Below are 23,206 nucleotides of genomic sequence, written 5' to 3'. Positions count from 1 at the left end.
ATTCTAATTCAAAAAAGGCTCAAATGGGAAATTAATTTGCAACTATTTGTACAGATTTGTCGGGTAGATCAGTTAAGGTAAAGACAAATCTAGAACCTTCAAATTCTGTTGTTCCTTCTCTTTCCCAGTTTATCTTGTAAGATTTAATCAGGTGACCACCCACTATTGAAATTGTTTTTGGTACAGCTTCAAAGAGTTTCTCTACCTTTTCTTTGTCTCTTGTCATAAGAAGAGATCTTCGTCGCTTCATGAGATATTTGATTGCAACATTTTTGTGTTGATGTCCTTCTACCTCAATTTTCTCATCACCAAGGTCAATAGTGAATTTTCTTTTACCCATGACTAGTTACATGTATAATTCTACAAAAAATGGCTTGACAAATTGACATTAGTAAGTAGATTGTAAATAATGACAAAATCTCATGATTTGTCTCATGGTGGGGCCGGCCGGACTTGAACCGGCGACCTCTAGCACCCCAGGCTAGTATCATACCAAGCTAGACTACGGCCCCTCAAGGTGCTGGCTATTGTTGAAATTATTAAATTGTGGGATTGAATTGTAGTAAAGAATTTTGAAATTGAAAATCTAAAGCCATTTTTTCAATCTTTCTTGCTCAAACTTTTCTTTTTCTGAAAAGTGTTCTGTTGATGAAGATTGTAATTGGGTTAGTGGATCTGGAGTTGCAAACATATCAACTTGAAGATATCCAGCAGTTCCTTTTCCAGTTTCCAAAAAGCATCCCCCCTTTCCATCAAAGATTGCACGTTCCAATTCATTTTGTATTTGTGAAATGATGTTTCTTGCAACTGTTACTCCTTCTGCTTCAGCAAAAATTCCTGCTTTTGGCACTGCAATCTTGTCTGTTACCATTATTTGATTTACATCTCCTATTGCGTATACACGTTCATATTTTGTTTCGCAAGTTTTAGTCACCTCTACAAACTTTCCATTTTCTGCAAAGCCAGATTCTATTACAACTGAGGGAACCTTATGGGGAGGAACAGCAATCAAAACATCAAAACTTGTCTCAGAATTTTCAAATTTTATTTTATTAGGTTCAACCGCTACGGTTTTGTGATTTCCATGAAACTCTATCTTTTTGGATTTTAGGATTTGAAATATTTCTTCGCTTACCTGTGGTCCTCCTGCAGGAAGTGTAATTGGTGTTGGGCTGTAGAAATCAATTGTAACAGAATCACTTGCTCCTGTTTCTTCAAGAACAGACCTGATCAGAAGAGCAGCTTCAAATGGAGCAGGGGGACACTTGTATGGAAGACCAGTAATTGCAATTGCAATCTTGCCTGATTTCATTTGTCTTAGGGTATCTCTAATTTTTGGGACATCATTGATATCATAAAGAATGAGACTGTTTTCTTTAAGACCTGGAATTTTCTCTGGTGCAAGTTCAACACCTAGTGCTATTATCAAGAAATCATAATGAAATTGTCTATATTTTGTTCGGATTAATTTTCCAATTGGATCTATCTTCATTACATCTTCATTTACAAACTCAATACCTTTCTTTGTGACACTCTCTAGTGGCCTTTTAGATAATTCAAATTCTCTTGTACCATTAATTATCCAAAGTTTCACAAGGTCCATCATGAACCAGTCTTTTCTATCAATTATTATAATTCGTACATCTTGAGGAATATTCTCTCGTAATTCGTTTGCTGCAGCAAGACCTCCAAAGCCTCCTCCTAGAATTATAACATTAATTGGTCTCATGGTAATGTATCAAAACTACTTTTCTTGTGTAGTAGGTCTAATTGCAATTTCATTTACATTCATGTGAGGAGGAGATTCAAGTGCAAACATTATAGAATTTGCAATATCTTCAGCTTTAAGAGATTGAATTGCTTTTGAGTGTGTCACAAATGATTCAAGAGATTTGTCAGTAATAGTATTTGTAAGTTCAGTATCTACTATTCCTGGTTCTATTGTTGTAACTCGAATGTTGTTTCTAACAGATAGTTCTTGTCTAAGTCCTTCGCTAAAAGCCCATACTGCAAATTTAGTTGCACAATAAACACTACCTGCAGGAAAAACTACTTTTCCAGCAATCGATGAAATGTTTACAATATGACCAGAGTTTTGCTTGATCATATGAGGGATTGCAGATGAAGTGCAATACATTACTCCTTTAATGTTTACATCAATCATTTGTTCCCATTCATCTACTTTGAGATTCTTTACAAAACTCAGAGGCATTAGTCCCGCATTATTTACTAGAATATCTACCTTATTCCATTTTTTTATAGCAGCATTAATCAAATTTTCACAATCAATGCGTTTTGTTACATCACATGAAACTGTAATGCATTCTCCTCCAATTTTCTCAATATCTTTTTTGAGTTGTTCTAATTTCTCAGTTCTTCTAGCGCCAACTACAACTTTTGCACCTGCTTTTGCTATAGCAAGAGCAGTAGCATATCCTATTCCGCTACTAGCACCCGTTATTACAGCTACATGACCTTTTATCATATTGAAAACTATTTTTCATCTTGCTGTCTTGCGTAAATAAGTTTTGTTAATTGATATCTCATTATGAAAGTAATTTTTCTTACGAACACTAATTTAGTATCTTAATCAATTATAATCATGGAACAATTTGACTGCGCCTATTGTGGAAAAAAACAAGATTTACCTTTTGAATGCAATTATTGTAAAGACAAGTTTTGTGCAGAACATAGGTTACCAGAAGATCATAGATGTGTAAAGTTATTCCAAATAAGAGCAAAGAAATTTGGAGAAAAAAAGATTCAAAGAACAAAAGGAATTGGTAGGCAGAGTTTCATTAAGCGAATTTTTGGTAAATTTAGTTAATACATTACTTTCTTAGGATTAAGTTTTGAAAGTTTTGCCTGATAAAACAGAGCAAATGCCAAGGCAAGTAATACCCCAGCTGTTAGCCAATGAGCAACAGTCATTGTAAGATATGCTATTCCAAAACCTACACACATCACGGCCTGAGTTAAGAGTTTTATCCAATTTGGGATGATCTTGATTCCCCTCCAGATCATTTCTATTATAAATAATCCAGCAATAGGATACAATATAATTAGAAAGTATACATCGAGATCTATTCCGTTATGCATGATATATCACAATAGAAAGTTGTCTAATTTCTAGTCTTCCCAGCTTACCTTTACTGCTACTTTCTTTTCAATTAACGAGCGTGCATTCTCAAATGGTAAAGTAGCAACATCTTCTGATTCAAATGGTCCGTATGTCTGCAAATCTGTACCCATTATCTGATCTATTGGTTTGAGAAATCGAATTACAATTGATCTAGCTCTGTGATTTTGTCCTACTGTCTCAAGAAGCTTTAATCTTCCATTTAATGTTGCAGAGAGAATAGTATCCTTTCTTTGTCGTAGTTCATCTTCAGAATCTAAAATGAATCTCTCTTCATCAAGTAAATTTGAATAATCAATTTCATCCAGAGATGTTGCCTTTTCAATTCTGATCTTCAAAAGAATCGAAGTCATTTCTGTTATCATTTTTACTAATGATTCAGTAATCTTTGATTCTATTCCGTCATAATCATGATTTTTTAGGTCACCAAGAAATTCTGCAATGTTATGATACAGATTAGGATCTACCTCCTGAACTGAATCGTTTTCCACTTCGCGAAGAAGAATTGCATACAATGAATTTACATCAATTTTTATTTCTGACATTTCCATATCCAACAATACTTAAATCATAGACCCCTTTGTGTTATGATCAAGGTGCAAAATTGCCATATAAAGTGATTGGTGGAGAACCGGTACCAGTTTCTTATTCTGCTGAAGATGTTTTCTCAAAAATAAAGCATGATCAGATAAAATTCATAGATTTACAATTTACAGGTCTTAGAGGTAGATTCCATCATACCACAATTTCTGCAAATTTATTTACCCCTCAACAAATGCAAGATGGGCTTCCAAAACTAGATGGTTCTTCAATTGTAGGATTTGCATCAATAGAAGACTCGGATATGGTCTTAAAACCGGATCCTAGTACTTTTGCAATAATTCCCTGGTTGGAGAATTCAAAGACGGCCAGATTGATTTGTGATGTATACCGGAGTAGAAATAAAGGTAGACTAGAATCTGACCCAAGAGGTATTGCTCAAAAGACAGAAAAATATCTAAAAACTCAAGGATTTGACAATAGTTACTGGGGTCCAGAGGTAGAATTTTTTGTATTTGATAAAATTAACTGGGATGTACTTACTCCTTACAAAGGCCAATCATATTCAATAGAATCCAAAGAGGCACCGTGGAGCCAAGATGGAAAAGGATACCCAATGGCATTGAAGAAAGGATACTATCCAAGTACACCATCTGATACTTTAACAGAATTTAGAAATGATTGTGTCGAGTGCTTGAACGAATATTTTGGAGTTTTATGTGACAATCATCATCATGAAGTAGCTACTGCAGGACAATGTGAGATTGATATCAGATATGATACTCTAACTAATTCTGCAGATGGTGCTCAGACTTACAAGTATGTTATTAGAAACATTGCCAAAAAGTATGATAAAGTTGCAACCATGATGCCAAAGCCAATCTCAATGGATGCAGGTTCTGGAATGCATACTAATGTCAGCTTGTGGAAAGGTGATAAGAATATGTTCTTTGATAAAGATGACAAAGAAGAAGTCAGTCAAATAGCAAGATACTATTGTGGAGGAATTATGAATCATGCAAGAGCATTGTCTGCAATTGTTGCACCTACAACAAACTCTTATCACAGATTAGTTCCAGGTTATGAAGCTCCAGTGTATATTGCATGGAGTGCAAGCAATAGATCTGCAATAATTAGAATTCCTTCCCATTTCAGGGGAGAAAATTATGCCAAGATTAAGAGAATTGAATTCAGAGCTCCTGATCCATCATCTAACCCATATCTAGTATTTGCGGCAGTTCAAGCAGCAGGATTAGATGGGATCAAAAAGAAGATGGATCCTGGAGATCCAGTTTACGAAGACATCTACAAGATGACTAAGGCCCAACGAATTGCAAAAGGAATCAGAGATTTACCTGCAACTCTGGGAGAAGCGCTTGATGAATTAGAGGGTGATAGAAAGTTCCTCTCACCAGTTTTCTCAAATGAAACGCTTGATAAACTAATTGAGGTAGAAAGAGCAGATGATCATGAGGTTTCAATAAGACCTCATCCACATGAATTCTATCTTTATTTTGATATCTAGACTTTTCCTATTGCACCGTACACAAGGAACAATGCAAGTGAAGTTATAACCAAACCTATAATGAGATAGGCTTTCTTGTGCTTTTCAGCAGTAGCTGCTTTATAGATAGAAACAGTTCCTGCAAGACCTACAAAGAGAATTAAAGTTCCTACAATTACAATATCCCAGCTGCTGTGAGTGATTATAGGATAGAACATTCCAGAAAGCAATGCAAAGAATGCTACCAGATAAACATATTTTGCACCGGCTAGAATTTTAGTTCCACCTAACTGCATAGAATTCCTATCTAGAATAGTCAAATAAACCTTTGAGAGAAATGTGGACTTTTTAATTACATATCCATTGGTGGCATTCCGCCCATACCACCACCCATTCCGCCCATGCCTCCCATACCACCCATTCCTCCCATGCCTTCAGCTCCTGGCGGTGGTCCTGCAGATTTTGCAGTGGCAATAACATCATCGATTCTTAATATCATACATGCAGATTCAGTTGCGCATGTAATTATTTGGATCTTGACAGAAAGTGGTTCAAAGATATCAGTAGTATGCATACTTGCAACTTGACCTTTCATAACATCAATACCTGTCCATTTGTTTCCTTTGAGTTGTTTTGAACGTAATGATGCCAATGTATCAATTGGATCCATTCCAGCATTCTCAGCAAGTGTAATTGGAATTACTTCTAAAGAATCTGCAAATTTTTCTACTGCAAGTTGTTCTCTGCCTTCAAGTGTTTTTGCCCACTCTCGTAATTTTGTTGCAGCATAAGTTTCTGGAGCGCCTCCACCTGCTACTATGAATGGTTTTTCCATTACATCTTTTACAACCATTAATGCGTCATGAACTGACCTTTCTACTTCATCAACTACTCGTTGAGAACCGGCTCTTAGAAGAAGAGTGACTGCTTTTGGATGTTTGCAGCCTTCAATGAAAGTCCATTTATCAGTTTCTATTTTTCTTTCTTCCACTATTTCAGCAGAACCAAGATCTTTTTCAAATAGATCATCAAGATTGCTTATCATTCTAGCTCCAGTTGCTTTTGCAAGTTTTGTCATATCACTTTCTTTAATTCTTCTTACTGTAAGTATTCCTGCTTTTGCAAGATAATGTTGCGCCATATCATCAATTCCTTTCTGGCAAAACAAAACATTTGCACCTGAAGCAATTACCTTGTCTACCATACTTTTGATCATTCTTTGTTCTTCATCAAGAAATGATTTCATCTGTTGTGGATTTGTGATGTTTATCTTGGCATCAAACTCGGTTTTGTCTATCTCAAGTGCGTTATTGACTAGTGCAATCTTTGCATTGTCAATTCTCTTTGGCATTCCACTGTGAACAACTTCCTTGTCAAGGATTATTCCTTTGGTAAGAGAAGAGTCCTTGATAGAACCACCAGCTTTCTTTTCTACTTTAATATCATCAATATCGACTAGATAACCAACTTCTTTTTTCTCAGCAACTGCAAGTACAGATTTTACAATCATATCAGCTAGATTTGCAGAATCTCTTCTAACAAGTTTTGTCTGCATTGATGTTCTTGCGATTCTTTCAAGTACGTCTTTATCAGTTGGAGATACTTTATCAGCAATCTTTTCTAAGAGTTCTACTGCTTTTTGGGCAGCTTTTCTATAACCATCAACGACAATTGTTGGATGTACATCTTGTAAAATTAAAGACTCGGCATTTTCTAATAACGCACCTGCAAGAACTACAGCGGAGGTTGTTCCGTCACCTACTTCATTATCAGTTGCTTTTGAGATCTCAACAAGCATTTTTGCAGCTGGGTGTTGTACATCAATTTCTTTTAGAATAGTAGCACCATCATTTGTAATTGTAACATCACCTAAGGAATCAACAAGCATTTTATCCATTCCTCGTGGGCCAAGACTTGAATGAACAATTTCAGCAATCAGTTTTGCTGCAGCAATATTGTTCTTCTGAGCGTCACGACCTTTGGTTTGTTGAGCACCGTCTTTTAGAATAATAACTGGTATACCGCCAGCAGAAGATTGAATAGACATATTTGCAAGAGGTCGATTTTCCCTTATTATGTCTTATGTAGATCAAAAGCATTTACACTTGAAATAGATAATTTTCAACCAATTTTGAACGATGTTTTTAAATTAGGAAAAATGTTTAAACTAGACATGTCTCGTTCTTCACCACGATCATCTTACGACGAAGTACTTTCTTTGCTCAAGACTCATAATCAATGGTTTGCAGATTCTATTCCTCTAATTGCAAGTGAGAATGTTACAAGTCCCGCAGTCCGTGAGGCAACAGTTTCTGACTTTGCTAACAGATATGCAGAAGGTTGGCCAGGTGAACGAGTTTATGCTGGCTGTACCTACATTGATAAAGTAGAATTCAAGTGCATGGAATTAGCAAAAAAACTATTCAAGGCAGAATTTGTTGATGTAAGACCAATTTCAGGTGTTGTTGCAAATCTAGCCATCTATTCAGCATTTTCAAATCCAGGAGATGTAATGCTTGCTCCCTCAATTCCATCAGGTGGTCACATATCCCATGGTAAGAAAGAACATTCAGGTACTGCAGGTCTTGTTCATGGATTAGACATTGAGTTCTATCCATTTGATGTTGAAGAGATGACAATTGATGTTGACAAGACAAAACAAAAAGTACAAGAACTTGAAAAGGCTGGAAGAATTCCTAAATTAGCAATGTTTGGCGGTTCAGTCTTTTTGTTTCCACACCCAGTAAAAGAACTTGCAGATTTTCTAAAAGGCTATAATATGTTTGTCAATTATGATGGTGCACATGTTGCAGGTCTTATTGCAGGTGGACAATTCCAAGATCCTCTAAGAGAAGGAGCAGATGCAATGACAATGAGTACACATAAGACTTTGTTTGGTCCACAGGGTGGAATGATTTGCTCATTTGAAAAATATGGTGAAAGTATTAAAAAGGCAACATTTCCAGGAATGACTAGTAATCATCACCTACATCACATGGCAGGAAAGGCCATTGCTTATGCAGAGATGTTAGAATTTGGTAAAAAATATGCAGTACAGGTAATTAAGAATGCAAAAGCGCTTGCAGAGGCTCTTCACTCATTTGGTTTTTCAGTACTTGGCGAAAAACGTGGATTTACAAAATCTCACCAGATAGTAGTAAATGTACTTTCATTTGGTGATGGTGGAACAATTGAGGCAGATCTTGAAAAAGCAAACATTATCGTAAACAGGCAACTCATACCAGGAGATATCAAAGCTGGACGCAATTACTTCCATCCAGGTGGAATGAGACTTGGTGTTGCAGAGCTGACGCGTCTTGGTATGAAAGAATCAGATATGGAAGAAGTTGCCGAATTTATCAAAAAGGTTGTAATAGATAAAAAAGACAAGAAAAAGATAGCAACACAGGTCAAGAAATTTAGAAAAGACTTTCAGAAAGTTCGTTATTGCTTTGAAAGCAAGCATGGCGGCTATGATTACATAAAAATTCGTTAGGCAAAATCTGTAAGAATAGATTGATTGCTTTCTTCTTTACCAAAGACTAGTTCTAATTCGTCTAAGAGAGAAAGTACCCTTCCTCGAAGATATGGTGAAATCGTGTATTTATTGAGCATTCTTTTTGCAAGCTTTAGATATTTTTGTACAGATGGCCTAGTCATGGTCTGAATTAGCTTATGTCCACATTCAAGGCATTTTGCAGCAAGTGGAATTCTTCGGTAGCTTGCACCACAAGCAGTACATCGAAAAGATTGGCCAGAATAAGCTCGAAGGTTGCCCATGATATCAGGAAGTAGGTGAGTGGTCATCACCATTGATACTACCTCACTTGGATCAACTGCATTTATGATATCTGCAGTTCTAATCTGCATGTCAAGTTTTTCAAGTAATGACCCAAGTGTAGAGTAGGCACTTCTTGATTTTGATGTAGTCAAGGTAGAAGTAGAATGTGTAAAATCATGTCCAAGAAATTGTTTTTCTGTCTCTAATCTTGATTTTAGTATCTCGACGTCTTTGATCTCGCTTGCTTTATCTTTTCTAAGAGTAGCTTCAAAGAATGAAAGTGGATATGCTTTTACTACTTCAAAGTTATGAGCCTGTCTTTGCACTTCTTGAGGAATTACAATAGGTTGAACAAGTAATGGTGCATCCATCAGTCCACCTATCCTATCAGATAAGAATAATCTTGAGAAATTAAGTAGACTATCCATTAATAACATGATAGAATCTGCATCACCATCAGCATCACGTCTTTTAGCAGAATGCCATACTGCAGTTCCAAGACACACTTGGGTATTGGTATATCCAATTATTCTACCCACTATGCCAACTGATGTATGTGGTGCAAGACCAATGATGAGATGTCCTACTAGATCATCAGTACTTTTAACATTGTAAAATGGTAGACGCTCAAAAAGCTTTGAAAGTTCTCTATCTATGTATTGACAGACAAAAACAAGACTATCTCCACATTCTTTTGGAATTACAACATCTTGTACTCTAAGTTCAACAAGTTGATCAGATCTTTCAAGTGGATTTCCGTTGGTATCATGAGTATATCCCAATTCTACTAGTCTTTGCGGAGTGGTTCCAATCCAGGAAGATTTGAAGTGTGATAGAGGAGCGTTTGTTGTATCAAATCTAATTGTCCCATCTTTGAAGACATTTAGTCCAAGACTTTGCCTTATCAGACCCTTTTCAAGTGGTTCAGGTACCCTGTCTTGATTTATGAGCTCCTTTACACCTTTGAATGGCTCTTGAGCTCTAAATCCAGTTCTCTCTTGGGCAGCAATCAAGAGATCTTTGAGAGGAAATGAACGGTATGAATGACCATATGCTCGTGATTTACATTTTGCACAATAATTGGTATCAAGTTCATCTCTACATTTTTTACATATGAAAATAGTGCTTGTTTTTGTTTTACATTTGGGACATGCTATGCTAATAGTAGGAACGTTGCAATTTTTACAAAATCTATTGTAGATATTGCAGTAAAAGTCTGGCTGTTTTGCTGCCTTTAGCAAATCGCGTGATGCCCCGCCCTTATTTCCAACTGGAAATAAAGTATGAACTGGAGGTTTCATCTTTCTTAATGCAGCTTTCTCAGGTCTTCCAACTCTTACTCCAATAGACGTTGAGAATTTATTTGGAATTCGTATTCCAGATGATTGAGTTATGATTTGAGGAACAGTAAGATCTCTTTCAAGTTGAATTGGCTTTCTAAATAACAAATAGAAGAATATCTTGGCTTCTATATTTTTTAGAAGAAGAGTGTCATCTGCAACTTCATGTGGAACACCAAGTTTTTCTAGAATATCTTTTGCATTAATGGGATAAATGATAAGGTCCGATTCAACTTTCTGGGGTTTTAGAATTTTTTCAAATTCTTCAATTGTAATTTGATCCCAATAATAGAGATATTGAGGATGAAGACCAATGCCAAAATTCAATGATATTCTAAATGCTTCTTCCAGATCTGGTATCTTGTTTACATAGCTTAAAAGTTCAGTATCATTTGGTTCATATTTTGTTACTTTGTCTAGTAGTTCTTGAGCCCAAAATTCTTCTACATATCCAGTTGGTACAAGCTCTGCATTATTTTCTAGAAAATCTCCATAGCTAATCAAAATGTCACCAAGATGCAAAATCTTTGCAATCTGTGGTTTAAGATGAATTCCATGAGCAGTATCTTTAATTTTTACAACATCACCGTTAGTTAGTCTAACAATTGGTGTATCAATAGAATCTACAAAAGCTACAGTAGAGGCTTTTCCAGGAACATCAATTTTAATCTGGGTTCCAACAGCTATGGCATGATCCAATATCTCTGCAACTACGGGATGAATGCCAATTGAGGCAAATCCTGTATTACATGAGCGACCATATCTTAACCTAAATCCACCAAGTTTCTTAGGCATGGAAAGAACGGATCTTCCTGTAATCACTTCCCTCATTCGATGAGCTGCTGCATCTGCGTCACCTGTCTGGATTGCTCCCTTCAAATCCTTGAGCCAGTCCCAACCATCAAGTTTGTATAATTCTATAAGTTTGAGCAGTTTACGAGATCTGCCAATAAGACCGTCGTTTAGTACACGAAGTGCTCCTCCTCTTACTCTATTGGTACCTATTCTTACCATGTTTCTATGACTTACAATTTCTACAAGGTCAGTATCTACACCATCAAGTTCAACTGGAAGATTTGAGATGACACTAACCACATCTTGATCAGGAACATGAAATTGAAAACTTCCAACTTCTCTTTCGTATACCCTTAATTCCTCTACAAATCGTCCAGTCTCATCATCAAACGAATTTGCTTGATATTTTCCAAGTCCAGCTATCTTTCGTACATGATCTGCAATTAACATTGTAGCAGCTGCTTCTGTACCTCCTGCTGACCTGATAGGACCTGCAAATGATACCGAGAGATATTCAGAACCGTCTGAATTTTTTTTGATCTTAACCTCGCTTATTCCCTGAAGAGGAGCAATGGTAACTCCTTCGGTAACGATAGCTAGAGCCACACGTACAGCAAGGTCAAGTTTTGTCTGAAGATCAGTATCTGGTCCAGAATACTTGCCCTGTGCTATATCCTCTGCAAGTTTTAGAGCGGCTAATTCTTTTGGAGTATTTTGAATAAGAGCTCGTAGATTATCAGTTACATCAATGTCGTGCATTTTGGATACGCGGTCTGCAAGATCAAAAGCAATCTTTGGTTCTACCATCCCAGAAGAATCTGCAAGTGTTGCCTTGGCAGAAGCAGCTTGTTCAAAAATAGTAAAAACTTCTTCGGATATTTTGGTATAATAATCAAAATAGTATTGAGGCATTGGGACTTCTTTGAGTCTCAATGCTAGGTTCTCTGACATGTTATTTCCTTACAAATTGGATGGCTTTTACGATATCGGAAATGGTCTTAAAACTTCCCCCCTTCTCAATTAAAGTACCAATTACTATAGCGTCTGCACCTGCCTTAGCAATCTCTTCAGCAGTTTCTGGGCTACGAATGCCTCCCCCTACAATTAGAAATCCTTTGAAAAGCTTCCTTACAGCTGCAACCATCTCAGGTTTTACATTAGATTTGGCTCCAGAGCCTGCTTCAAGATATACAAATCGCATTCCCATGAATTGAGCAGAGAGAGCATACATGACTGCTAAACTTGGCTTGTCAAATGGAATTGTTCTTACTGAACCAACATGCCAAACGGTGGTTCCTTCACCAATAATGATATAGGCTGTAGGAAGTGCTTCAAGGCCAAATTTTAGAACACTTGGTGCCCCCAAGGCTTGTGCCTGTGAGATAAAGTATGGGTTATCCGAGTTCAAAAGCGAGCTGAAAAGTATTGCATCTGCACCAGGAACTACGCCTGTAACATTTCCAGGAAAGAGAATTACAGGAATTTTGACTGCTTTTTTGATACTAGCTACTGTCTCAGTCATGGTGAGTTGATCAGTAGCTGATGAACCACCAACTAGAACTGCAGATGCGCCATTCTTTTCAGCCTCCATTGCTAGAGTAGAAGCTAAATGTCCTGCAGAGTTTTCAGAATCGATCAATACAAAGAGTAATGTTCCCTTTTTCTTTCTAGTAGCATGAAGATAGTCTTCTGTCTTTTGCATATGCAATGGTTGAATATCTATTGATTAAAAGTTTAATTGAATAAAGTTATACAGATTTGTATAGCTATGAGCAAACCCTCTGATGATAATTTTAGTAATATTATTAGACAAATTATAAAAAAATCATTATTTACTGAGAGACAAATTGAAATTATTTTAAAACGTAAGAACCTTGCAGACTCGCAGTTTACTATTAGTAAAGGGGCATTTTATCGACAAGTAAGCCAATCTAGGGACAAGTTAATTGCTCTATGCTATTCGTGGATCCTTCTTAGAGGTCTAGGCGTGCTTAGTTCTGATGATATAGATGTAATAAATCGCCTCTCTGAGCAGATCTCTGTGATAAAAAGTAGTGATGTTTTTCCTGAACGTGAGGAAGAAGTCATGGTTGTGATACAAGAGCTACTAAATCGAACATGTAAGTTGTAATTTAGGTTCAAAAATAGGAATAATCCACAAAGCGGTTGTGATATGTTGTGATAAAATATGTTTGATATTGATATGCAAGATGTAAAATAATTTTACTCAAATATGATAAATCACATCATTTGACGTTACATGTGATGTTAGTAGATATCCCAGATGTAGGAGTGATTTTAGGCGTGTTTGCATCTTTTATTGGTGGACTTGCAGCAGTTATAATATACAACAAGGTAAAGCCACGATTAATATCAGAGTCAGAAAATGCAAAAATTCTAACAGAACGTCTACAATATTATGAAAATTTACTAATAGATATGAAAATTCGTTTAGATTCATTAGAAATAACACCAGAGCCACAGGAAATTCCTCAGGCACAAATTCCAAAGCAAAAGGAGCAAAAAATACAGCAAGAAGATCCGATAGTGGTCAAAGAAGAGAAACCAAAGGAAAGAATACAGAATATGCAGTATGGTAATGCTACTGATCATGTTCTACGATTAATCACAGAAAAACCAATGACATCACGTGACATTCAGGTCACAATAGGAAGGACTAGAGAACACACATCACGTATGTTAAAGAAGTTATTTGAGGACGGTTTGGTTGAAAGAGACATGTCAACAAAACCCTTTACTTACAAAATAACTGAGAAAGGCCTTACAAGGATAGGGGTCGTAAAAATGGTCTCGGCTCAATAATTTTTGATTCTAATAGTTATCAGATCAAGAAATTAGATTTTCATTTTAGATTATTTTTGTTTAATTTGATAATCAGACACTCCATTTTTTATCAAAGTCATAGAAAATCATTATAATTTAATAATTATAGTTAATAGTAAATTCTTAAATTATTGTTCTTATAATCTAATAACATGTCTAATGAACAATTAATCAAAATTACCACTGCAGGAACGATTTCTATCCCTAAGGACTTTAGAAAATTTCTTGAACTTCAGAAGGGAGATTATGTCAAAATAACTATTGATGGTGATCACCTGGTGGTCAAAAAGGTAGTAATTTCCTAAGTCGTACTCTTTTCCCTCTGGGCTATCTTTAGTATCTGGTAGGCCCATTCTTTTCCCTGTCTCTCCCTTACTACCTTACCCTTTACGGCAAATCTAGAGAGATATGTGGAGATCACACTTAGTTTGATTGGTTCTGTGTATTCATCCTCATATTTTTCCAAGATCATAGATGATGTGAACTTGCCTATTGGGAAATTCTTGTCTATAATATGCCATATCTTGGCTCCTATGGAATCTAATTGAGCAGCCGTTTCTGGCTCTTCTATATTTATTAAATTCATCAATTCAAATATCTTTAGCATCTTCTCACGTGTAACATTGCCTTCCAGGCTAAAGTTATACTTGGCACCATCCGAATCTTCCAAGTCTATTCTTATTCTTTTTCGAGCCATTGGGATCGATCTGGTTCACTGTTAACACTTGAATAGATCATAGAAGATTTGTTAACACCTAGGTTTGTTAACATTCACTGCCTAGGCCATGCCTGGGTGTTTCTAGTATCTTCACAGGCTCTTTGACGTTTATATCTAAATAACCCTAGATTTCATGCCTAGAGTGGAAATAAGGGGGTTGCCTTTTGGATGTTAACAATGTTAAGAGCCATCTTCACGCCTGGACTGGAAATAAAGGGGTCATTTTGGTCTTTTTGAGTTAAAAATTAACAGAATGTTCACCTGGTTGTTAACATCATCTTAGGAAGACTCACACACCTATACTTCCACTCTAGCTTTATTAAAAAAATTTTTTAATGAAAATAATAATAAAAATAATTAATGATATACTAAATTTGGTTTAGTTATTCAATTCTAATTTGATTAGTATGGTAGAATCCATATGTGGATAGAGAAGAAACAGTGGTGTGTGGGTCATTGACAAAAGATCCAATTGATAAATTATTAGATGATGCAGAAAGTGGCAAGTCATTATTCAAAAATCGTGAAGTCCTACATTATTCATTTATCCCTAACATAATCCTACATAGAGAAGAAGAACAAAAAAAGGTCACTCAATCATTATTACCTTTATTAAAAAAATCACGTCCATCCAATCTACTTGTTTATGGAAAACCAGGAACAGGTAAAACTCTAGTAGTAAAAAAGGTCCTAGGTAAAATACAAGAACGAGTAAAAGACAACTCTTTTCCTATTCATCTACTTTATGCAAATGCAAAAGAAGAGACTACACTCTATGGATTACTAGTAAAACTCGGAAGACAATTAGGTCTTACATCACAAAAAGAATTACCTTCTACAGGACTTTCAATTAGCGAAGTATTCAATCGTATTATTTCAGCAATTGAGAAAGATGGTCTAAACACGGTATTTGTAGTAGATGAGATAGATTATCTTGTAGAACTTGTGTCTAAATCAGGCAAAGATGTATTCTATTCATTAACAAGAGCTAATGAGAGGCTGAAAAAAGGCACATTGACTCTAATAGGAATCTCTAATGATCTTACATTCAAAGAACGACTAGATCCTAGAGTCTTGAGCAGTCTAAGTGAGGAAGAAGTTGTTTTTACCAATTATTCAGTCGGTCAGATTAAAGAAATTCTAGAAGAGCGCATCAAGGCTGGCTTTATCCCTAATTCTGTAGAGCAGGCAGCCATAAACCTCTGTTCAGCCATGTCTGGACAGGAACATGGTGATGCAAGAAGAGCCATAGACCTGTTAAGAGTGGCAGGTGAAATAGCAGAACGTGAACAATCAGATACAGTAAAGGAAGATCATATACGACGAGCCTCCCTTAAGATGGAAGAAGACAAGGAGACTACGGCATTGAATTCATACCCATTACATGAAAAATTGCTAATATTGGGAGTAATGAAAGCAGGCGGAAATACTACAGGTGAGATATATCATTCATACAAAAACCTCTGTAAGATTACCAGACAAAAAGAACTCACCCAACGTAGAATTACACAGATGCTAAGCGAGATAGAAATGACCGGACTTATCACAGGAAAAATTATTCATCAAGGCATGCATGGACGAACCAAAAAATACAATCTTACACTTAATGCTGATACTGTAAAAAAAGCGTTTAAAGAAGATCTAACTCTAGAAGATCTTTTGTAATTTTAACTAGAATTTTCAGTAAAGTCTTTTGTAAAAACCTTCATTGTGGCAAGATTTACAATAATAGCTATTCCAGGTGTGGGACTGATTCCAACACTGGTCTGAAATGGAGTCTGACTCTGCCATGCACCAGAGTTTACAATTAAAGTTCCTTTGTACATATCAAGATCAACAACATGTATGTGCCCAGAATGAAAGATATCTGGAACTTCTGATATTACCATAAAGTCTTCTAATTCTGGTGCAATTGGTGTTCTCTTACCATATATTGGACTCAAGTGTCTAGTCTTGAGTAAAACTCGCATTGCTTTTGCTGGTTGTGCATAACTTAGCCCTGGAGTACTACCTACAACATCATCAAGACTTTGACCGTGAAACATCAGAATCTTTACCCCATTTAGCTCAAGCATTGAAGGATTACCTAACATAAAAAAATTCTCTCTATTCCAAAGATGCATGTTATGTTTTTCTGGAATTGCTGGCTGTGGAAGAGCTCTTCTTCCTGGATCGTGGTTTCCAGGAATGATGAATACTTTGATGTGTTTTGGAATCTTGTCTAAAAGCTCGGTAGCCTTTGCCATCTGCTCGTTAACATCTAACAGTAAGAGTTCCTTATCCTGATTGGGAAATATGCCGATTCCATCAATTATATCTCCACCAACTAGTACAAACCTGACTTTTCTTGCTACTGGATCAGGACTTGAAAGCCATGAAACAAACTCTGTAAACTCTTTTTCCATAAAGAACTTACTACCTACATGCAAATCGGAAATCAAAACAGCATAGGTTTCAGTCTTTGACCGATTTGCTATATGATCAGGTATGTCTGGGACGAGAAGCTCTTTTACAAAAAATCCTCCATTTTTACCACTTGCAATTGATATCATCACAAACTGATCAATTAGTAGAGAATTTGCAGTTTCTTGTATCTCCTTATTGAAAATTAATAGTTCTATAGAGCCTGACGGATCATCAATGACTAGTTTTGTCACGTCTCTGTCTATTCTTCTATCCATTAACAGACCTACAATGTAGGTTTCTTCATCCAATTTACCATTAGTCACGTTTGCAATGGGAGTCAGTTTCTTTGACTGTGAGCGTTGCATCATAATTTTGAGCAGTTTTGAATATCTACTCCGAAATAATGCCGTAAAACCATCAATCCCTTCTGCAGATGTGACCTTTTTTGTAGGATCAAACAAAATTACATGTTCATTTTCAATACTATCGTCTATTTCTGATTCTACAAACATTTTGAGGTCACTCTGATTTATCAAAAACATATTTTGTTTAGCCTTTTCTCGTACAACTTGTTTGATTATATTTTGAAGTTCTTTTACATCGATCTTTTCTAATATCTTAAATGCGTCAGGATGAATCTGAAATCCTTTACTTAATGCATAAGTTATAGCGGAAGAGACCTCTTCTTTCAACAAGGTCTCATAATACAACTTTTAATTAAATCTGTGCCAACCACCAACCTCAAATATAGTTCTCTTAAAAAAGAATTATTGTTTAGAAATAGAAGAATTTTGGTATTTTTAATTTTTGTTGGAATTTTTTCATTATCTTATTCAATTGGAAGTCAAAGTAAATTATCTGATGAAGAATCACAATCATTTCTTAAAGAATTTCAAAAAGTAGTTCAAGGAATTGATGCTATAGGAATTTTTGAACATAATGCATCAGTTGCATTACCGATGTTTATTCCAGGTTTTGGTCTGGCTTGGGGTGCATTTGCAGCCTGGTCGACAGGAGTTGCCTTTGAAGCACTAGTAACTACAACTCCAGCACTTGCAAAAATTCCTCCATTGGCATTGATTTACTTGTCTCCATTTGGTGTGATGGAGCTTGTCGCATATTCAATTGGAATGTCAAGAAGCTTTTTGCTGATAAATACTATAATTAGAAGAAAACCTCTAAAAAACGAGCTTCGTCAGACTGGTATAGAAATAGGAATTGCTTTGGCTCTCTTACTTGCAGGGGGATTTATTGAATATGCCATGATTCAACAATTTGGTTCAAGTGTAGGTCACATAAAATCTAGCTTGTAAAAACAATCAACCGGGAATTGCCTAATTGTGTGATAAATTATACCCAGTAATTAAATATCCAACTAGGAATTAGCTAGTCTAATGAAGAATGTATTCCTGTTTCTAATGGTAATTACAGGACTTGTTACTATACTATGCTTACCTCATGCATATTCTGATTTTCCCCCTAATAGCCAATACGTAATCAAAGCTTTTGGATATCTTTCCGGTAACCAAACCATTCTTGATTCTAGTATTGCATTAGAACTTACTGTAGGTTCCAAGAATGGAAGTACCACACAATCTACCCTTGATAATGGTCTTGTTACTATAGCACATGTTCAATATCTAAATTCAGGAATTTGGCAAACCCCAATCTTACGAGATGGAAAATATTTCGTCATCAAGGGAGATGCACAAGATGAAAATGGAAATATAATTCATCTAAATTTGTTTGGTAGAATCATAAATAGTAACCAAGAGGGTTCGGTCTATACCATAACAGGCAAGATTACCGGTTCTGAAACTATGAAAGTAAGCTATAGTGCTAAAATAATATCTACTAATACCGTAACTACAAAACCAACAACAATTCCTACCACACAAAGCCAACAATCATCTTCAAACATAGTGAATGTAAGCATCGTATATCACGGATCTGACTTTTATAATCAAGTCCACTTTAACCCGTCAAGTATACAGGCAGCTGTTGGTACTACAATAGTTTGGATCAACAATGATGTAGTTCCTCACAGAATAATGAGTGGTATAGCTAAAGCAACTACTGCTGATCAATCAACTCCAGTATTTACTGCAGATGGGAAAATTGACAGTGGAATTTTAGCTCCAGGACAATCATTTCAATATACAATAACTGCTTTTAATACTACAAATAGACTTACTCCAACAATGGCACAGATCTATAACATTCCTCCTGAACAAACGCTAGGTGACATTACTTTCTTTGATCCTACATATCCATTTATGATAGGAATCATATCACCCTTGACTCCACCTCCACCTGCCCAAGGAAGTATGGTTCAGATGACTATCATTCAAGGTGCATCTGATCCAAATAATCTACAATTTCTATCACCTTCATCTATTCGAATAACCTCTGGAACAACATTGAAATTCATAAACAATGATTCTGTTCCACATAGAATACAAACTGGTCAAATAATTAGTACATCACAAGGCGGAGCAAAAGGATCTGCTCCTGCAAAACAGCCTCAGTTTACTCCTGATGGAATGTTCGATACTGGTATTATTGCTCCAGGACAATATTACACACTTACAGTTACGAAAACTGGTACTATACATATTTTTGATCCTTCATTTACTTGGATTAATGGAGTAGTTGTTTCATCATCAACTTCCTCATCTACTTCAATATCTCCAATTCAGATTAGCATAGCTTTAGGTTCATCATTAGCAAATGGCGCATCTACGCAGCAACAATTTAATCAATACAATTCATACTATTATCCAGAAACCGTACAGATAGTTCCTGGTACTCCAATCATTTGGGTAAACAATGATTCTATTGTTCACACAATTCTCAGTGGAGTAAGTACTCAGAAAAATGGCAATCCGTTTACACCTGATGGAAAGATAGTAAGTGGTCCAATTACTCCTGGTCAAACATATACTGCAATAATCAATGATACTGGAATAATCAGATTCTATGATCCGCAATATACTTGGATGAATGGAGTGATAATTTCAATGCCTCCGACCCAATCATATGTACTTGGAACACCACCTAATCTTCGTTAAATTATTTAAAATTAATGTACGACTCTAGTTTTGTCTGATCAAAAACCATCACAGAAAGATCAGAGAATTGTTTTACTTCCAAATCTTTTACTTTACCTACAAAATGTGTCTCTTTATCAGTAGTTAGAAACTCAAAGACGTGAACTTTCATATTTGAAGTGTCAAAACCTTGGTCTTTCAAGTAAGTTGCTATTTCAGATTGCATAAAATGTTTTGAAGGCTCTTTTGGCCAAGGTCTTGGTACTAGTATAACACTAAATCCATCAATAAGTGCCTTTTGAAGCTCAAGCTTCTTTTCTTCTATGCTTGTAGAAATATGCATTGTGATGACCTTGCTTTTATCGATTGGTACTCTTGCCTTTGATGCAGCTACTTGAATAGAACTAATTCCGGGAATAATTTGTACGTCTCCAAAGATCTCAATTAATCTATCAACTACTTCTGATTCTGAAAAATTCACATCTCCCGTAAAAGGAATAACACATGTCTTGTTACCTATGGTCTTTGAGACTTTTTGGTATGCATCCTCTTGGTCTTTCATAGTAACTTCATGAATCTCTTTATTTTTCAAGAGTGTCTCTATCGTATTTAATGTGTATTTGTAACCAATTACAATATCGGAATTTAGTACTATCTCCTTTACAATTTCGGTTACGTATTTTGGCGAACCTGGTCCTACCCCAACAGCAAAGACTTTACCCATGGTTTCATTTTTGTGATCTTTAATATATTTCACTAACAGATTGTGTTTCTCAAACCTTTTTTAGCTACTTAACACTGTAAAAATCAATGAAGTCAAAAAATTATCGAGTATTTTTTGGTCTATTGGCCCTCGTTGCTATAATAGGTGTAGCATCAGAAACTTCAATCATGACAGCTTCAGCACAGTCTACGATAACTAGTCATTGTACTGCATATCGACCTTGCTATAACATATGTGGAGATCATGTTTGTGCTCCTGGTGAACTTGCCCAGATGAAAGCACAATCAGCTCAGCCACAGAGTAACAATACTGGAGCATCAACAACCCCAGTAAACTCTACTATGACAACACAATCAACAGGTGTGATCATCGGCGGAGTGGTTTCATACATGGATTTAGCTTCGGATGGAACAGCAGTAATAGTAAGAACGGGTCATCCAATTAGTGGACAAACATTAGCAATAGGTATTGGATTCAGAGATACAAATGATAATTTTGTACAAAACCAGAATTATGCAATCATTATTACACAAGATGGTAATACAGTGTTCTCAAATCCAAAAGGTAACGCACCAACTGGAACAGATACTCTAACTACTCCTGCTCTCTCATCTAATAGTCCAGTTAACATTATGGTGACACTTAATGGAATAGGTCCAACTACTGCAGACCCATCAACATGGACAGGTGTTAAAGGCGAAGTACTTAGCTTTTCACAAGTTACAGATGTCAAGACACCAACCATGCCAATGTCAAATATGACAATGCCACAACAAAATGCAACAGTTCCAGAGTTTGGTCCAGTAGCATCAATAGTTCTTGCAATTGCCGTATTGAGTGTCGTAGTATTTGCTGTCAAGACTAGAATAATTCCAAAATTCTAAACTCTCTTCTTATTTTTAATGATCTGGTAGTTCTAATTTTTATTCATAAAAGTATCTTTTTACCAGACATCATCAACTTCATCAAGTTCTTTGAATTCCTCAATAGGCTTTTCACGCATAACCTTCAATCTTGCGATATCTCTATCAAAAAACAAATCTATTGTCCAATCAAGAAATATTCTCACTTTTTTATCAAGTCGAGGAATTTTTGAAAGATAAATTACTCTCCATAATATCCATGCAAAAATTCCATGTAAATGAATGCCAAACATACTTGCAATTGCACTTCGTTTTCCTATTACTGCCATTTGTCCTCTAGGTGAATAAACGAATTTTTCTTTCTCTTTATTCATAATTATCGCATAAAGATTTTTTGCAACAATTTTAGCTTCTGATTCTGCATTTTGTGCTGTTGGTGGGAGAGGCCTGTTTGTATTTGGATCAATAATATAACAACAATCTCCTATTGCAAAAACTTCAGGAAAATTAACAGCTTGAAGAAATTCATCTACTACAATTCCACCTCTGTTAGTTTTAAAGACCGATTTTTTTATAATATTCACAGGTGTTACACCTGCAGTCCACACCAAGGTCCTTGTTTGTATGGCGTTTACTATAATCTGTTTACTAGGATCTTCTGTGGGTGGACGAGCATCATCAATTATTACTTCATCACCTGAAAAACTAGAAAGTTTTGTACTCACCTTCACCTCAATTCCACGTTCATGAAGTTTTTCTAAAGCAAATTTTGCAAGCTTTTCATTAAAACCTGGAAGTATAGCTGGAAGTGCCTCAAGAACAATTACTCTAATATCGGTTTTCTCAATATTAGGATAATATTTTCTTGCATCATGTAATAAATCCATTAATTCTCCTGCTGTTTCTATACCTGCAAATCCACCTCCAACAATTACAAAAGTAAGCAAACTTTTCTTGAAAATAGGATTAGTTTCATTATCTGCTTGCTCAAGCATATCTATGACTCTATTTCGTAGTACAACTGCATCGTTGAGAGTTTTCATTGAATAAGCTAATTTCTCTAATTGATCCATTCCAAAGAAATTTGTCTGACTGCCAAGGGCCAATACAAGATAATCATAATGTAGAGAAATTCCACGTTTTTCTTTTGTACCGCTTAGAGTTACAGTTTTTCCGTAAGGATCTATATTCTTAACTTCTGCCTCATAGAACTTGGTCCTTTTCAATAGTGTTCTAACTGGAATTACAATATGTCTAGTCTCAATGGTTCCTGAAGCTACTTGAGGAAGCATTGGTGTAAACAAGAAAAAATTATCCACACTTACTAGACTGATCTGAACATCATTTTCATTTGGAAAATACGATTCAAGTTTTCTTACACACTCAACCCCTGCAAATCCACCTCCTAAAACAAGGATTCTTTTGGTTTCTGACATGTAAGATATCTGAAGTCTATTCATGGGGATAAAAAAGGTAGTTTTGAGTCTCATAGAGCTGATCAT

The 23,206-nt window shown here is 35.9% G+C and carries 23 protein-coding genes and 1 tRNA gene; 10 read left to right on the top strand and 14 right to left on the bottom strand.

Translation table 11 applies throughout. The features are described 5' to 3' along the window. Positions 1 to 31 precede the first annotated feature (31 nt). The 4 genes from C0Q33_RS06715 to C0Q33_RS06700 all read right to left on the bottom strand — a co-directional run bounded on the left by C0Q33_RS06715 (position 32) and on the right by C0Q33_RS06700 (position 2,485). Positions 32 to 340 carry a hypothetical protein gene (locus C0Q33_RS06715; protein ID WP_101477828.1) on the bottom strand — a complete coding sequence of 103 codons (309 nt, stop codon included), beginning with the start codon at positions 338 to 340 and terminating at the stop codon, positions 32 to 34. A gap of 95 nt (positions 341 to 435) precedes the next feature. Continuing rightward, a tRNA-Pro gene (locus tag C0Q33_RS06710) sits at positions 436 to 512 on the bottom strand. Positions 513 to 586: 74 nt separating this feature from the next. After that, positions 587 to 1,729, bottom strand: coding sequence for an NAD(P)/FAD-dependent oxidoreductase (locus C0Q33_RS06705; protein WP_101477827.1), 1,143 nt, complete (start codon positions 1,727 to 1,729; stop codon positions 587 to 589). 15 nt (positions 1,730 to 1,744) lie between these two features. Beyond that, a complete protein-coding gene (locus tag C0Q33_RS06700) occupies positions 1,745 to 2,485 on the bottom strand; it encodes an SDR family oxidoreductase (protein WP_101477826.1) in 741 nt (246 codons plus the stop codon). 117 nt (positions 2,486 to 2,602) lie between these two features. Here C0Q33_RS06700 and C0Q33_RS06695 point away from each other — a divergent pair, with 117 nt between their 5' ends. Next, positions 2,603 to 2,827, top strand: a complete 225-nt coding sequence (locus C0Q33_RS06695; RefSeq protein ID WP_101477825.1) for an AN1-type zinc finger domain-containing protein — start codon at positions 2,603 to 2,605, stop codon at positions 2,825 to 2,827. On the opposite strand, the gene C0Q33_RS06690 is transcribed toward C0Q33_RS06695, so the two are convergent. Then, entirely contained in the window at positions 2,824 to 3,099 is a 276-nt protein-coding gene (locus tag C0Q33_RS06690) for a hypothetical protein (RefSeq protein ID WP_101477824.1), read from the bottom strand. The genes C0Q33_RS06695 and C0Q33_RS06690 overlap by 4 nt on opposite strands. Before the next feature lie 30 nt (positions 3,100 to 3,129). Next, the gene (locus tag C0Q33_RS06685; RefSeq protein ID WP_101477861.1) at positions 3,130 to 3,684 is read right to left on the bottom strand and encodes a DNA replication complex subunit Gins51; all 555 of its coding nucleotides are present in this window, start codon (positions 3,682 to 3,684) and stop codon (positions 3,130 to 3,132) included. Between the two features lie 59 nt (positions 3,685 to 3,743). On the opposite strand from C0Q33_RS06685, the gene glnA reads away from it, so the two are divergent. Then, positions 3,744 to 5,204, top strand: a complete 1,461-nt coding sequence (glnA, locus tag C0Q33_RS06680; protein ID WP_101477860.1) for a type I glutamate--ammonia ligase — start codon at positions 3,744 to 3,746, stop codon at positions 5,202 to 5,204. On the opposite strand, the gene C0Q33_RS06675 is transcribed toward glnA, so the two are convergent. Both C0Q33_RS06675 and thsB read right to left on the bottom strand, forming a co-directional pair. Beyond that, positions 5,201 to 5,479, bottom strand: a complete 279-nt coding sequence (locus C0Q33_RS06675) for a hypothetical protein (RefSeq protein WP_101477823.1) — start codon at positions 5,477 to 5,479, stop codon at positions 5,201 to 5,203. The two genes, glnA and C0Q33_RS06675, sit on opposite strands and share 4 nt — an antisense overlap. 56 nt (positions 5,480 to 5,535) lie before the next feature. After that, positions 5,536 to 7,230, bottom strand: a complete 1,695-nt coding sequence (thsB, locus tag C0Q33_RS06670; protein ID WP_101477822.1) for a thermosome subunit beta — start codon at positions 7,228 to 7,230, stop codon at positions 5,536 to 5,538. 126 nt (positions 7,231 to 7,356) lie between these two features. Here thsB and C0Q33_RS06665 point away from each other — a divergent pair, with 126 nt between their 5' ends. Next, entirely contained in the window at positions 7,357 to 8,679 is a 1,323-nt protein-coding gene (locus tag C0Q33_RS06665; RefSeq protein WP_101477859.1) for a serine hydroxymethyltransferase, read from the top strand. Here C0Q33_RS06665 and C0Q33_RS06660 read toward each other — a convergent pair. Further along, positions 8,676 to 12,050: a DNA polymerase II large subunit gene (locus tag C0Q33_RS06660; RefSeq protein WP_101477821.1), complete on the bottom strand. Its 3,375-nt coding sequence runs from the start codon at positions 12,048 to 12,050 to the stop codon at positions 8,676 to 8,678. The genes C0Q33_RS06665 and C0Q33_RS06660 overlap by 4 nt on opposite strands. A 1-nt stretch (position 12,051) precedes the next feature. Further along, positions 12,052 to 12,801 carry a geranylgeranylglyceryl/heptaprenylglyceryl phosphate synthase gene (locus C0Q33_RS06655; protein WP_245867365.1) on the bottom strand — a complete coding sequence of 250 codons (750 nt, stop codon included), beginning with the start codon at positions 12,799 to 12,801 and terminating at the stop codon, positions 12,052 to 12,054. A 66-nt stretch (positions 12,802 to 12,867) separates the two neighbouring features. Here C0Q33_RS06655 and C0Q33_RS06650 point away from each other — a divergent pair, with 66 nt between their 5' ends. The 3 genes from C0Q33_RS06650 (at position 12,868) to C0Q33_RS06640 (ending at position 14,248) form a co-directional block, all read left to right on the top strand. Next, positions 12,868 to 13,230, top strand: a complete 363-nt coding sequence (locus C0Q33_RS06650; protein ID WP_101477858.1) for a hypothetical protein — start codon at positions 12,868 to 12,870, stop codon at positions 13,228 to 13,230. 134 nt (positions 13,231 to 13,364) lie between these two features. Further along, positions 13,365 to 13,922: a winged helix DNA-binding protein gene (locus tag C0Q33_RS06645; protein ID WP_101477819.1), complete on the top strand. Its 558-nt coding sequence runs from the start codon at positions 13,365 to 13,367 to the stop codon at positions 13,920 to 13,922. A gap of 173 nt (positions 13,923 to 14,095) precedes the next feature. Next, positions 14,096 to 14,248 carry an AbrB/MazE/SpoVT family DNA-binding domain-containing protein gene (locus C0Q33_RS06640; protein WP_101477818.1) on the top strand — a complete coding sequence of 51 codons (153 nt, stop codon included), beginning with the start codon at positions 14,096 to 14,098 and terminating at the stop codon, positions 14,246 to 14,248. Here C0Q33_RS06640 and C0Q33_RS06635 read toward each other — a convergent pair. Then, on the bottom strand, positions 14,245 to 14,640 hold the full coding sequence (locus tag C0Q33_RS06635) for a hypothetical protein (protein ID WP_101477817.1): 396 nt from the start codon (positions 14,638 to 14,640) through the stop codon (positions 14,245 to 14,247). The two genes, C0Q33_RS06640 and C0Q33_RS06635, sit on opposite strands and share 4 nt — an antisense overlap. 444 nt (positions 14,641 to 15,084) lie before the next feature. Between C0Q33_RS06635 and C0Q33_RS06630 the strand changes: the two genes are divergently transcribed. Beyond that, positions 15,085 to 16,326, top strand: coding sequence for a Cdc6/Cdc18 family protein (locus tag C0Q33_RS06630; RefSeq protein WP_245867362.1), 1,242 nt, complete (start codon positions 15,085 to 15,087; stop codon positions 16,324 to 16,326). 2 nt (positions 16,327 to 16,328) lie between these two features. Here C0Q33_RS06630 and C0Q33_RS06625 read toward each other — a convergent pair whose 3' ends face one another. Next, positions 16,329 to 17,759, bottom strand: coding sequence for a DNA-directed DNA polymerase II small subunit (locus C0Q33_RS06625; RefSeq protein ID WP_101477816.1), 1,431 nt, complete (start codon positions 17,757 to 17,759; stop codon positions 16,329 to 16,331). Positions 17,760 to 17,837: 78 nt separating this feature from the next. On the opposite strand from C0Q33_RS06625, the gene C0Q33_RS06620 reads away from it, so the two are divergent. Together C0Q33_RS06620 and C0Q33_RS06615 are read left to right on the top strand one after the other, a co-directional pair. After that, positions 17,838 to 18,380, top strand: a complete 543-nt coding sequence (locus C0Q33_RS06620; protein WP_101477856.1) for a stage II sporulation protein M — start codon at positions 17,838 to 17,840, stop codon at positions 18,378 to 18,380. Between the two features lie 81 nt (positions 18,381 to 18,461). Then, the gene (locus C0Q33_RS06615; protein ID WP_133121032.1) at positions 18,462 to 20,138 is read left to right on the top strand and encodes a cupredoxin domain-containing protein; all 1,677 of its coding nucleotides are present in this window, start codon (positions 18,462 to 18,464) and stop codon (positions 20,136 to 20,138) included. Position 20,139: 1 nt separating this feature from the next. On the opposite strand, the gene C0Q33_RS06610 is transcribed toward C0Q33_RS06615, so the two are convergent. Then, a complete protein-coding gene (locus C0Q33_RS06610) occupies positions 20,140 to 20,841 on the bottom strand; it encodes an SAM-dependent methyltransferase (protein ID WP_101477855.1) in 702 nt (233 codons plus the stop codon). A gap of 86 nt (positions 20,842 to 20,927) precedes the next feature. Between C0Q33_RS06610 and C0Q33_RS06605 the strand changes: the two genes are divergently transcribed. Beyond that, a complete protein-coding gene (locus tag C0Q33_RS06605) occupies positions 20,928 to 21,725 on the top strand; it encodes a hypothetical protein (protein WP_101477814.1) in 798 nt (265 codons plus the stop codon). A gap of 59 nt (positions 21,726 to 21,784) precedes the next feature. Here C0Q33_RS06605 and C0Q33_RS06600 read toward each other — a convergent pair whose 3' ends face one another. Then, entirely contained in the window at positions 21,785 to 23,140 is a 1,356-nt protein-coding gene (locus C0Q33_RS06600) for an NAD(P)/FAD-dependent oxidoreductase (RefSeq protein ID WP_101477854.1), read from the bottom strand. Between the last annotated feature and the right edge of the window lie 66 nt (positions 23,141 to 23,206).

Origin of the sequence: Candidatus Nitrosotalea bavarica (assembly GCF_900167955.1) — an archaeon.
Lineage (GTDB): Archaea > Thermoproteota > Nitrososphaeria > Nitrososphaerales > Nitrosopumilaceae > Nitrosotalea > Nitrosotalea bavarica.
Note: the sequence above shows the minus strand (reverse complement) of the source record. Positions and strands in the feature narration are given on the sequence as shown.